At 46.6% G+C, this 13,525-nt stretch carries 8 protein-coding genes and 2 riboswitches; all 8 genes read left to right on the forward strand.

The features are described from left to right. The first annotated feature begins 292 nt into the window (after positions 1 to 292). The 8 genes from ilvD (at position 293) to AC4EHJ_RS12810 (ending at position 12,802) form a co-directional block, all read left to right on the forward strand. Entirely contained in the window at positions 293 to 2,014 is a 1,722-nt protein-coding gene (ilvD, locus tag AC4EHJ_RS12775) for a dihydroxy-acid dehydratase (protein ID WP_490976009.1), read from the forward strand. A gap of 425 nt (positions 2,015 to 2,439) precedes the next feature. Next, positions 2,440 to 3,909, forward strand: coding sequence for a nicotinate phosphoribosyltransferase (locus AC4EHJ_RS12780; protein WP_490976010.1), 1,470 nt, complete (start codon positions 2,440 to 2,442; stop codon positions 3,907 to 3,909). Between the two features lie 15 nt (positions 3,910 to 3,924). Further along, positions 3,925 to 4,749, forward strand: a complete 825-nt coding sequence (gene nadE, locus AC4EHJ_RS12785; protein ID WP_490976011.1) for an NAD(+) synthase — start codon at positions 3,925 to 3,927, stop codon at positions 4,747 to 4,749. A gap of 222 nt (positions 4,750 to 4,971) precedes the next feature. Beyond that, entirely contained in the window at positions 4,972 to 5,922 is a 951-nt protein-coding gene (locus AC4EHJ_RS12790) for an AAA family ATPase (protein ID WP_490976012.1), read from the forward strand. Next, positions 5,919 to 7,133, forward strand: coding sequence for a DUF58 domain-containing protein (locus tag AC4EHJ_RS12795; protein ID WP_490976013.1), 1,215 nt, complete (start codon positions 5,919 to 5,921; stop codon positions 7,131 to 7,133). The genes AC4EHJ_RS12790 and AC4EHJ_RS12795 overlap by 4 nt, the downstream gene beginning before the upstream one ends. After that, positions 7,130 to 9,316, forward strand: a complete 2,187-nt coding sequence (locus AC4EHJ_RS12800) for a transglutaminase TgpA family protein (protein ID WP_490976014.1) — start codon at positions 7,130 to 7,132, stop codon at positions 9,314 to 9,316. Before AC4EHJ_RS12795 ends, AC4EHJ_RS12800 begins: the two co-directional genes overlap by 4 nt. Positions 9,317 to 9,348: 32 nt before the next feature. Then, a riboswitch (purine riboswitch) is annotated at positions 9,349 to 9,450 on the forward strand. 126 nt (positions 9,451 to 9,576) lie between these two features. Further along, positions 9,577 to 11,115 carry a glutamine-hydrolyzing GMP synthase gene (gene guaA / locus AC4EHJ_RS12805; protein WP_490976026.1) on the forward strand — a complete coding sequence of 513 codons (1,539 nt, stop codon included), beginning with the start codon at positions 9,577 to 9,579 and terminating at the stop codon, positions 11,113 to 11,115. 126 nt (positions 11,116 to 11,241) lie between these two features. Continuing rightward, positions 11,242 to 11,343: riboswitch (purine riboswitch) on the forward strand. A gap of 121 nt (positions 11,344 to 11,464) precedes the next feature. Then, positions 11,465 to 12,802: an NCS2 family permease gene (locus AC4EHJ_RS12810; protein WP_490976015.1), complete on the forward strand. Its 1,338-nt coding sequence runs from the start codon at positions 11,465 to 11,467 to the stop codon at positions 12,800 to 12,802. The last annotated feature ends 723 nt before the right edge of the window (positions 12,803 to 13,525 follow it).

A 13,525-nucleotide genomic window follows, 5' to 3' on the forward strand; every position in this document is an offset into this window, starting at 1 on the left:
TATGCTCCTGTCCCTGTCTCTGTCTCTGCATCGCTGCGCTAGCTTCGAGACATGAAGATGCGTTGCATCGCTGCGCTAGCTTCGGGACATGAAAGACCGTTGCATCGCTGCGCTAGCTTAGAGAGATGAAAGTGCGCTGAAGCGGAATGAGAAGAAAATCAAAGCTTTCTCACAACCCAAATATGTGACCAGTTTTCGAATTATTTAAAAAAATATTAGATAAAATATTTAAAATTCATTGAATTGAGTAAATATTTCTCTATAATGATACAAAAGAAAGGAAAGATGCCTGATGAAAAAAGATTTGCGCATAAACAGTAAAGTATTCGACGGAGCGATGAAAGCGCCGAACCGCGCAATGCTCAGAGCAGTCGGTGTGACGGATGAAGATTTCAAGAAACCGATGATCGGAGTAGCCAGCACATGGAGCGAAGTGACGCCCTGCAATATACATATCCACGAATTGGCGGTGAGCGCGAAAAGTGGAGCGAGAGAAGCAGGAGGAGTTCCGCTAGTATTCAATACGATTACGGTGTCGGATGGGATTTCGATGGGAACGGAAGGCATGCGCTATTCATTGCCGAGCCGGGATTTGATCGCGGATTCTATTGAGACGGTTGTCGGGGCTGAAAGTTTGGATGGGCTAGTGGCAATCGGCGGCTGTGACAAAAACATACCAGGCTGCTTGATTGCGATTGCAAATTCTGCTGTGCCAGCTGTTTTCGCATACGGGGGAACGATTGCTCCGGGTAATTACAACGGCCAGGATATCGATATCGTTTCTGTATTTGAAGGAGTCGGCCAGCATAATAACGGCGACATCACCGACGAGTCATTGCGCAAAATCGAATGTGGGGCATGTCCCGGAGCAGGTTCTTGCGGAGGCATGTACACGGCGAACACGATGGCTTCTGCTGCAGAAGCAATGGGGATGAGTTTGCCAGGCAGTTCTTCGAACCCCGCAGAATCAAGCGTCAAACAAGCGGATTGCAAAGCGGCAGGGGCAGCCGTCTATAATCTGCTCGAAAAAGGAATTTATCCAAAAGACATCATGACGAAAGAAGCGTTTGAAAATGCTATAACCGTCGTGCAGGCACTTGGCGGTTCAACCAATGCGATTTTGCATTTGTTGGCAATCGCTCATGCAGCGGAAATCGATTTGACGATGGATGATTTTGACCGCATCCAGAAAACAGTTCCGCATATTGCGGACTTGAAGCCAAGTGGAAAATACGTCATGCAGGATCTGCACCGCGTAGGCGGAGTGCAGGCGGTGATGAAGGTACTATGGAAAGCAGGCTATCTTCACGGCGGCTGTATGACGGTTACCGGGAAAACCTTGGCAGAGAATTTGGAAGAGGCACCGGATTTGCTGGAAGGGCAAGTGGTTATCATGCCTTTCGACAACCCGAAACGCAAAGACGGGCCATTAATCGTTCTGAAAGGGAATTTATCGCCGAGCGGCGCTGTTGCGAAAATGTCTGGCGTCAAAGTTACGCGCCACAGCGGCCCTGCACGAGTCTATAACACAGAGAAAGAGGCGACAGCTGCCGTCATGGCCAACGAAATAAACGATGGCGATGTACTGGTCATCCGCTACGTAGGGCCAAAAGGCGGTCCAGGGATGCCAGAAATGCTGTCCATTTCGGCAATTTTGGTCGGCAAAGGAATGGATGAAAAAGTGGCATTGCTGACAGATGGCCGCTTCTCCGGAGGCACACATGGTTTAGTGGTGGGGCATATTGCGCCTGAAGCACAGACCGGCGGACCGATTGCGCTTCTTAAAGAAGGCGACATCGTCACGATCGATTCAGTATTGCAGGAAATCTCTATGGCTGTAGCGGCGGAAGAACTGGAACAGCGACGCAAGGAATGGACAGCACCGCCGCTTTATAAAAAAGGGGTGCTCGGCAAATACGCACACAATGTTTCCTGCTCTTCAAAAGGGGCGGTAACTGATTATTTGAACCGTGAACAGACAGCGCCGGAAGAAACACTCGCTTTAAAAAGCTGAAACAATTGGAAAAGGGCAGCCCTCGATGTGAGGGCTGCCCTTTGTTTGTTTAAGGTAACATCTATAAGTTTTGACTCAATTTTTCAACCCGTTAAAAACGGGGAATCATTTCCATTGAAAGGTTTAACTTTCTGTGCCGCGGTCATTGTTCCACTGGGGCTTTCTAACTTAAGCAACGTAAACCCTACCTTCTTTTACGTCCTTGCGATCCTTTAATCGCGCCAGTGTGAATAAGTATTCTCAAAAACATTATCGTAGAATGCCAGATTATCAAAATTACCAGTTACCTATATGTTAACTAGATTATTATTGCATAAAACGCATTTCATGTCAACTTCTTTCTTTCCTGGGCATTTCGTTTTTGAATTGTTTTCTTTAGGGTATAATTAGAGAAATTATTTAATGTGGAAGAAGGAGATTTTATAATGCGCAATACATATGCAGACGACAGCTTAGCCTTACATACGGATTTGTACCAGATTAATATGACAGAAGCCTATTGGGCGGATGGCATGCATGAACGGAAAGCAGTATTCGAGTTGTTTTTTAGAAAATTGCCATTTGGCAATGGCTACGCGGTTTTCGCGGGACTGGAGCGAGTGCTTGATTATTTAAGGGAGTTCAAGTTTTCGGAAAGTGACTTGGCTTATTTGAAAGAAGAAGTCGGCTTCAAGGATGATTTTCTTGATTACTTGAGAACGGTGCGTTTTACGGGAGATGTCTATTCAGTCGTCGAAGGAGAGACCGTTTTTCAAAATGAACCGCTGTTGCGGATCGAAGCACCATTGGTGGAAGCGCAGCTTATTGAAACGGCGCTTTTGAATATCGTCAATTTTCAAACCTTGATAGCCACTAAAGCGAGCCGCATCAAGCAGATCGTGAAAAAGGAACGGGTAATGGAATTCGGCAGCAGACGCGCGCAGGAAATGGATGCGGCAATCTGGGGGACCCGCGCAGCTTATATTGGCGGTTTAGAAGCGACCAGCAATGTTAGAGCCGGCAAGAAATTCGGGATTCCGGTTGCCGGAACGCATGCCCATTCGATGGTACAGGCATATAAAGATGAGTACGAAGCGTTTCATTCCTACGCAAAACGCCATAAAGACTGCGTCTTCCTGGTTGATACTTATGACACGATTAAATCAGGCGTGCCAACGGCCATTCGAGTCGCGAAAGAATTAGGAGATAAAATCAATTTTATCGGTATCCGGCTGGACAGTGGTGATATCGCATTTCTGTCGAAAGAAGCGCGGAAAATGCTGGATGAGGCCGGATTCCCGGACACTGAAATCGTTGTATCTAACGATTTGGATGAATACACCATCCTCAACTTGAAAGCACAGGGAGCTCGTGTGGATTCATGGGGCATCGGCACAAAGCTGATCACCGCATATGACCAGCCGGCTCTTGGTGCAGTCTATAAACTTGTAGCGATTGAAAACGACGAGGGAAAAATGGAAGACACTATCAAGATTTCGGGCAATGCTGAAAAAGTGACGACGCCGGGCCTTAAAAACGTTTACCGCATTATAGATAGGGAAAATGGGAAATCAGAAGGTGATTATATCACTATGTCTGATGAGGATCCGGCTAAAGAAGACCATTTGAAAATGTTCCATCCGGTCCATACATATGTCTCGAAGTTCGTGTCGAATTTTGAGGCTGTCAATCTTCATCAGCAAGTGATTAAGGCTGGGGAAGTGGTTTATGAAAATCCCTCTTTGCCGCAAATTCAGGCATACGCTTCCAGTAGCCTTAATCTTTTATGGGATGAATACAAACGTTCACTGAATCCGGAAGAATATCCGGTCGATTTGAGCCAGAAGTGTTGGGACAATAAAATACGCAATATCCAAGAAGTGAAAGATGCCATCCAGCAAATGGCTGGGAAATAATAAGGAGGAAGATTCATGTCAAATTTGCAGCAGCAGATCATTAGAGAAATGAAAGTGAAGCCGACCATCGATCCGCAGGAAGAAGTGCGGCGGACAATTGATTTCTTAAAGCAATACTTGATCAAGCATCCGTTCCTGACCGGCTTTGTGCTGGGAATTTCCGGCGGGCAGGATTCGACACTTGCGGGTAAGCTTGCTCAAATGGCCGTTGATGAATTGAACGCGGAAGAAGCCGGCAACTATGCATTCAATGCCGTACGGCTGCCGTATGGCACGCAATTTGATGAACATGACGCCCAAGACGCGATTGATTTTATCAAGCCGACGAAGACTTATACGGTGAACATCAAGGAAGCGGTGGATGCGAGCGATAACGCGTTGGAAAAAGTGGGCATCGAATTGACTGACTTTATCAAAGGCAATGAGAAGGCGCGTGAGCGGATGAAAGTGCAATTTGCGATTGCGGGGTCCAATCAAGCGGTCGTGCTCGGCACTGACCATGCAGCTGAGGCGATTACGGGATTTTATACGAAATTCGGAGATGGGGCAGCCGATCTCACGCCCTTGTTTCGATTGAACAAGCGCCAAGGCCGCGCCATGCTGAAAGAACTTGGCAGTCCGGAGCACCTGTATATGAAGATTCCTACTGCTGACCTGGAAGAAGACCGTCCGGCGATTCCGGATGAAGTGGCCTTAGGCATCACCTACGACATGATTGACGACTACCTTGAAGGCAAGAAAATTCCAGGGGATGCGCAAGAAAAACTGGAAGGCTATTACCTGCGTACACAGCATAAACGCCATTTGCCGATTACGGTCTTTGATGATTTTTGGAAATGAACTGGACAGAGACAGGACAAGATGCGGATTCCGCTCCTTGTCCTGTTTTTGATTCGACGAAAAGAGTCCGTAAGCAGTGGCTTGCCATGGGACGTTCATTTCTATGGATAATAACAATGCTAAAGTTACGGAAAGTTGAGAAATTCCGGTGAATTCGTTATGCTTGAAATAAGTTTTGGACAATTTAAAAAATTTCACGCACTTTATATTGGGGGAATCAGGATGAAGTCAAAAGATCGTTTAAATGCAGTAATTGATAATATAGAAAAAGTGATTATCGGAAAGCGCGATATTGCTGAATTGAGCATGGTGGCAATGCTATCCCATGGCCATGTCCTGCTTGAAGATGTGCCGGGCGTAGGTAAGACGATGCTGGTAAGAGCACTCGCAAAATCAGTAGGCGCCGAATTTAAAAGGATCCAATTTACTCCTGACTTGCTCCCGTCCGATGTGATTGGCGTTTCCATCTACAATCCGAAAGATATGGAATTTCATTTTAGGCCAGGCCCGATCATGGGCAATATCATTTTGGCCGATGAAATCAACCGAACATCCCCAAAAACGCAATCCTCACTTCTTGAAGCGATGGAAGAAGCTTCTGTGACCATTGATGGCGTAACCATGCCTATTCCAAAGCCTTTCTTTGTTATGGCCACCCAGAACCCGATTGAATATGAAGGCACTTATCCGCTTCCAGAAGCACAGCTAGACCGGTTTCTATTGAAAGTTAAAATGGGCTATCCATCGCCGAAAGAAGAAATGGAAGTGCTCAGCCGCGCGCAGCTTTCTGCACCAATCGAAGATTTAGAAGAAGTTATTTCACTCCAAGAAGTCTTGGCGCTGCAAGAAGAAGTGAAAAAGATCAATGTTGATGAAACGATCCGGAGTTATATCGTCGAACTGACCAGGCAGACGCGGAACGACCCATATGTCTATTTGGGAGTAAGCCCTCGCGGTTCAATCGCTTTGATGAAAGCATCCCAAGCCTACGCCATGTTGAAGGGGCGCGATTATGTAACGCCGGACGATGTGCAATATTTGGCGAAATTCGTGTTCGGGCACCGCATCATGCTGCGCTCGGAAGCGCGCTATGACGGAATCACTACTGATGAAATCACGGATCGTATTTTGGCGAAAACGCGGGTGCCAGTCCAAAGGCTTGTAGGCCAATGAAAAAAACGGCCTCATTCGTGAATCTATGGGGGCGGCTCCTGTTTGTGCTGTTTATCCTGATTTTCACTTTCGCTTTCGCCATGTTCCAAGGCGGCTTTGTCAGCTGGTTTATTTTTTATATGGCACTGCCATTTGCGCTTTATTCCCTGCTGCTCGCCGTCTATCCGCTCCAGGATATGGAGTTGAGCCGGGAAATCCACACCCCGCAGGTGCGCAAAGGTTCGCCATTCTTAGCAACTATCAAAGTACAGCGGAATATGCGGTTTCCGCTGCTGTATACCGTACTGATGGAACAAACGCACTCCCCTGCACTGAATGCCAGAACCGCGGGCGGCAATCAGAAAATGCTGGTACCCGGTTTTTCTACCGGCATGTCTTGGAGCTATGAAATCCAGGATATGCCTCGCGGTGAGCATGTGCTGGAAGGGGTGCAGGTGGAAGTTTCGGATTTCTTCGGATGGGTGCGGAAGTCGAAACTGATACCGCTTCAGCAGAAAGTCCTGGTATATCCAAATACGACTGAAATCGTTTACCGCCCGATGGAATCGAGGTACGACCAAGGAGCCATGGCCGCGCCTTTCACGCTCGTGAAAGATACAACAATGGCGACAGGTGTCCGCGACTACCGTCCGGGCGACCGCGTTTCATGGATCCACTGGAAATCATTCGCGCGGACCCAGACAATGCAGACGAAAGAATTCGAAGACCGCCAGTCGCAAGATTTGTTCTTGTTGGATGACCGGCGGAAGACGGATAAATTCGAGCTCCAAGTAGAATTGGTGGCGTCTATACTTCAATCGATTGTAGATTCGAAATCGAGCGTCGCCTATTTGTCTGTAGGCGCGACCCGCAATTCGTTTCCAATCATCCAGACAGAAGAACATCTTCACCGGGTCATGTATTTCCTGGCGAAAGTGCAGCCGGACCTTGAAAATCCCGCAGAAGAAGCAGTTGGGCGTGATCTCCTGAAAATCCAGTCATCAAGTTTACTGTATGTAACAAGCAAGCTGACGATGGATATGGTTAAAGTCATCCAACGCAACGTTAAAAACTTGAATGCCTGTATGTGCCTGGTGGTCATGAAAAAAGGGGAGCGGCCATCGCGCGAAGATGAACAAGCATTTCAATTCGCGCGCTCTAAAGGCTTCGCTGTCAAATGGGTGGCGCCTGAAAACTTTTCCTCAGTCTTTATGGAGGTGAAGGATAAATGACTTCAATCCGAAAAAACAAATGGTTCATGGCAGGCTTGTATATTTTGGTCTTTTTCCTGTTGGCAGAATGGCTGGCGCCTGTAATTGCATTGACCGAAACAGGGCATAAAAACCTGTTCCTGATTTTTATCGGCATGTCGCTGATTATGGCCTTGCTGCAAGTGCCATGGTGGATTTCAGGTACGGTCAAAACGCTGTATGTCCTGTGGTTCACGGTTTACGTCTATACCGGCAAAGTTTTTTTCACAGGAGATGCAATTCGATTTTTGTGGGATAATTTTACAAAAGACTTTTCGGCAGTGTTGGCTCAGGATTGGGTCGGCACAACAGATATTTTCAGGACCGTACTTTTTTTCGCTTTGTTATGGATGGCAGTCTACCTTATTCATTACTGGGTCAGCTACCGGCTTAGCATTTTCCTGTTCTATTTGCTAACGGTGGTCTTTATCGCGGTATTGGATACGTTTAGCCCTTACACCGGAAATACGGCCATCATCCGAATCATGGTCATTGGCCTTCTATTGGCCGGTCTGCTCCATTTAGCACGATGGCTTGAGCGCCATCATATCGAACTCAGCGGCAATAAAATCGCGGCGTATATAATTCCGTTGGTGCTGATGGTTTCGGCGGCAGCCGCATTTGCCCTTTATTTGCCGAAATCCGGTCCGATCTGGCCGGACCCCGTGCCATACATCACTTCTTTTTCTGAGCAGGCCGGAAGTGGCCCGGGAGGAGAAGTCGGGCGCATCGGTTATGGCGTGGATGATTCCCAACTCGGCGGTTCTTTTATAGGTGACGATACGCCTGTTTTCAGAGCAACTGTCGCGAATGGCCAGTATTGGAAAGTTGAATCCAAAGATATCTATACAACAAAAGGGTGGGAGTTGACCGAAAACGTCGGCGATTCCTTCTTATACGGCAATGGAGAGTTTATTTCCACAGATTTCGAACCGGGTGAACCTGCTTTGCGGGACGATGCCTTGGTGTCAATGGAACAATCTTTCCCATTCGTGCTTTATCCTTACGGCACTGAATCAATTTTAATGGATCAAAATGTCGATTATCAATACGATTCGGCAGACCAGCGCATTGAAACGTATATCGATGGCACTGAAATTGAACCTGAAGTATATGAGGTTGCCTATAGTGAACCATTATATAGCTTGACCGCGCTGCAGGCAGCTAGCGTTGAAGATTTGGCTGAGCTTCCTGCCGAGTTTGACCGCTTTAAACAGTTGCCGGCGGAATTGCCCCAGCGCGTGCGGGACCTCGCGGCTGAAATAACGGCGGATGGTGACAATGTGTATGCAAAAACGCGTGCTATTGAACGCTATTTCAGCACAGCAGGCTTTGAATACAGCCAAGAGGATATTCCGGTTCCTGAGGGAGATCAAGATTATGTTGATCAATTTTTATTCGACACAAAGACGGGTTATTGCGATAATTTTTCGACATCAATGGTCGTCATGCTCCGTTCACTTGATATCCCTGCGCGCTGGGTTAAGGGTTTCAATGAAGGTGAATTAGTAGATCAGAATGGTGAAGAGGAAACTTACCAGGTCACCAATAACAATGCCCATTCATGGGTTGAAGCTTACATGCCTGGAGTCGGGTGGATGCTTTTTGAACCGACAATCGGTTTTACAGGCGCATCGGCAGTCGATTTCGACGTTGAAACAGAAACGGAAGAATTAGAAGATCCCGTCATGCCAGAGCGCCCTGACCCGCTGGCAGCTGAAGATGAAGAAGTAGCAGCTGATGCTGCAGACAGTGGCCCATCGCTATGGAGCCGATTCGAACAGTATACAGATGCACATAGAAAAGCGATCCTTTGGTCTTTGGCGGGGATTACAGCAGCAGCTTTGATACTGTTCAAAATGCGGCAAAAATGGCTGCCTGCAGTGCTCATTCCGTATTATCGTACACGCAGGAATAATGCATCAACTTTCGAAAAAGCGTATTTGCGCTTGTTGAAGCAATTGGATTTATACGGTATTAAAAGGCGAGAAGGGCAGACGTTGAAGTCGTACGCTTCGTATATCGATTCGTTCTTCGGGACCCATGATATGACGAAATTGACGCAGGCGTATGAAAGGTCTGTCTATGGCGGCAAAGATGAAACCGTCCAATGGCAAAAGCTGAAAGAAAGTTGGGAAAATTTAATCAAACAGACAAGCGGTTGATTTTGGGAGTGCGACCTTGTACAATTGAGAAAATTATAAGTTACAGGTGCCCTCATATATGTCTGGTGATATGGACCAGATGTCTCTACCAAGTCCCCGGAAATGACTTGACTATGAAGGCGGATGACGCATGCGTTTAGACATGTGCATTCGCCTTTTTGATGTAGAGCAGAAGAACGCGAGGACTATATTTCGCGTTCTTTTGCTATTTTGAGGCCTTGAATTGAATAGAAGAGGTGAAGAGTGTGCCAGTCAGCCCAATGTTGAAAGAACAGAAGAAAGTAGTGGTTTTGGATTTTGGAAGCCAGTACAACCAATTGATTACACGGCGTATTCGTGAAATCGGAGTTTATAGCGAGTTGCATCCGCATACGATTACTGCAGAAGAAATTAAAGAAATGAATGCTTCCGGCATCATTTTCTCAGGCGGACCGAATTCGGTTTATGATAAAAATGCGTTTTCAATCGATCCTGCTATTTTTGAAATGGGACTTCCGATTTTGGGAATTTGCTACGGCATGCAACTGATGGCGCTGCATTTGAAAGGCAATGTTGAAAAAGCCCAAAACCGTGAATACGGCAAAGCTGAACTTCAACTTGTAAAAGAAAGCACTATTTTTAAAGATCTTCCAAAAGAACAGATTGTTTGGATGAGCCACGGGGACCTGGTAACTGCAGCGCCACCTGGATTCGAAGTGACAGGCACAAGCGCAGGATGCCCAATTGCTGCAATGTCGGATGAGTCGCGCGGATTCTACGGTGTGCAATTCCACCCTGAAGTGCGCCATTCCATTTATGGAAATGAAGTTCTGCGCCAGTTCGTCTATGACGTTTGCGGCATGGCAGATGAATGGTCAATGGAAAACTTTATTGAGCTTGAAATCGAAAAAATTCGCGAAGAAGTCGGCGACAAGAAAGTGCTTTGTGCACTCAGCGGCGGTGTTGATTCTTCTGTAGTGGCGGTATTAATCCATAGAGCGATCGGCGACCAGTTGACATGCATGTTTGTCGACCACGGCTTGCTTCGCAAAGGTGAAGCGGAAAGCGTTATGAAGACTTTCGCGGACGGCTTTAATATGAATGTCATCAAAATCGATGCACAAGATCGTTTCATGAACAAACTGGCAGGCGTGTCAGACCCTGAAACAAAACGCAAAATCATCGGCAACGAGTTCATCTACGTATTCGACGATGAAGCGTCGAAACTTGAAGGCATGGATTTCCTTGCTCAAGGAACGCTTTATACAGACATTATCGAAAGCGGTACGACAACGGCACAAACCATTAAATCGCATCATAATGTAGGCGGTTTGCCCGATGACATGCAGTTTAAACTGATCGAGCCATTGAATACATTGTTCAAAGACGAAGTCCGTGCGCTAGGCACAGAGCTTGGCATGCCAGATGAAATCGTTTGGCGCCAGCCATTCCCAGGTCCGGGATTGGGAATCCGCATCATGGGAGCAGTTACAGAAGAGAAGCTTAAAATCGTCCGGGAGTCGGATTGGATTCTCCGTGATGAAATCAGCAAAGCAGGATTGGACCGGGACATCTGGCAATACTTTACTGTCCTTCCGGATATCCGCAGCGTCGGCGTGATGGGCGATGCCCGCACGTACGATTACGCAATCGGCATCCGAGCCGTTACATCAATTGATGGCATGACTTCCGACTGGGCGCGCATCCCTTGGGACGTACTGGAGAAAATCAGTGTCCGCCTCGTCAATGAAGTAGACCATATTAACCGCGTATTGTACGACATTACGAGCAAGCCACCTGCAACAATCGAGTGGGAATAAAGCATAAGCTGGAGCACCTTTAAAAGGTGTTCCAGCTTTTTGAATATTTCACGAACTATAAAATAAAAAAAACGATTAATGTTCGTGTTTAGGCTTGTTAATTAAAAAGAAACGTGTTATTCTACGATAGAAATTAAATAACGTTGTCGTATAATGTCGGGGATATGGCCCGAAAGTTTCTACCGAGTTACCGTAAATGACTCGACTACGATTTTTGTCCGGCTGCAGGAAGCCGGACCCTCTCTGGATTTATTTGCTTTGGAGGGGTAAATCGAACGCATACGGCACATTGCTGTATGCGTTTTTCTGTTTTCCAGCATTATTGCGGCGACACGCGGAGGAAATTACATTGAAGAAGTATTTTCAGTTTGAAGAATTGGGCACGAATTATCGCCGGGAAATCATTGGCGGTTTAACGACATTTTTAGCGATGGCCTATATTTTAGTGGTAAACCCGCTGACGCTGACACTCAGCTCGGTAACAGATCTGCCAGATGCATTGCGTATGGATTATGGCGCGGTATTCATGGCTACCGCATTAGCTGCGGCAGTAGGAAGCTTGATGATGGGGTTTGTAGCGAGGTATCCGATTGCGCTTGCTCCGGGCATGGGGCTGAATGCATTCTTCGCTTACACAGTCATCTTGACTTACGGCATTCCTTGGCAGACAGCTTTGACCGGCGTATTATTTTCTGGATTATTCTTTATCATCCTTTCGTTGTCTGGTTTGCGTGAACGCATCATCAACGCGATCCCCGCTGAACTAAAATTTGCGGTTGGAGCGGGGATCGGGTTGTACATCACGTTCATCGGTCTTCAAAATGCCGGCATCATCGTCGGCGATCCGGATACGATGGTCGGGCTTGGCGACTTGACGAACTCCTCGACACTGCTGGCGATTTTCGGTTTGGTGGTCACAGTAATCTTCATGGTCCGAGGCATTAAAGGCGGAATCTTTTTCGGCATGCTGATTGCAGCAGTAGTCGGCATGATCTTCAGCATCGTCGAACTGCCGTCTGCAATCATTGGCCAGGTGCCAAGCATGGCGCCGACATTCGGTGTAGCTTTGGAGCCGATCTTCAATGATCCGGGCTCATTGATGACAATTCAATTCCTGGTTGTCGTCCTGACGTTCTTGTTCGTGGATTTCTTCGATACAGCGGGTACTTTGGTAGCGGTAGCTAACCAAGCGGGATTGATGACGAAAGACAATAAATTACCGCGCGCAGGAAAAGCGCTTTTGGCTGATGCGGTGGCAACTGTAGCTGGAGCAATTTTCGGTACTTCTACAACGACTTCTTACATTGAATCCACTTCAGGGGTAGCAGCAGGCGCACGGTCTGGCTTCGCTTCTGTAGTGACAGGAATATTGTTCCTGGTTTCAATTTTGTTCTATCCTTTATTGGAAGTCATCACAAGTGCGGTGACGGCGCCGGCTTTGATCATTGTCGGCGTGCTGATGGTTTCCGCACTTGGCAAAATTGATTGGACGAATTTCGAAATTGCAGTTCCAGCATTTCTGACGATGATTGCTATGCCTCTTGGCTACAGCATCGCAACAGGAATCGCGATCGGCTTTATCTTCTATCCGATTACAATGATTGCTGCGGGCAAAGGAAAGCAAGTTCATCCAATCATGTACGGATTATTCGTGATCTTCATATTGTATTTCATCTTCTTGGTTTAAATAGAAAAATCCCGCCAATGGTTTTGGTGGGATTTTTTTGCTGTTTAGCGCATTAAGGATTTCAATAGGGGAGGGTGGAGTTCAGTTGGCTGCCTTGCGTAGCGGGAAGCTCACCTTCCTATGACAGCAATCAAAATGCGTGTTAGAAAGAATGCGTTTTATATATAGAAGAAAGTCGATTCGGAAGCTATCCACTGGATGTGCGGGTAGCTGATAAGGGAGAGATGAATCGGCAACCAGATGTTAGAATGTAAAGGAAAACTTTCCTTTCAAAAATGTAACAAACTTTGCTATTGATTTAATTGAAAATTCGGTTATAATAAAAATGTGGATAATTTAATAGTATTTTATTCGGTTCTATTTTTTTCTCGAAATGTATTGACTTAATACGAGTAACTTGATATATTAGTATCTGTCCTCAAACAAACAGATAAAGCAATTAAGAAGAATGTTGACATCTGAAATGCGATGAGGTATATTAATAAAGTTGCTGTTAAGAACGGCACACAATGAACCTTGAAAACTGAACAGCAAAACGTCAACAACACGCAACGGCCGCGCAAAACGGCCCGCGCAAAACTTACTGATCAGCCTTGTGCAGATCAAAGCGAATCGTGCGTCTTCGGACGGCGATGCGCCAGCAGTATTGAGCAATCAACACTACTCTATAATGGAGAGTTTGATCCTGGCTCAGGACGAACGCTGGCGGCATGCCTAATACAT

The sequence above is a fragment of the Planococcus sp. TJ-301 genome, from assembly GCF_058268475.1.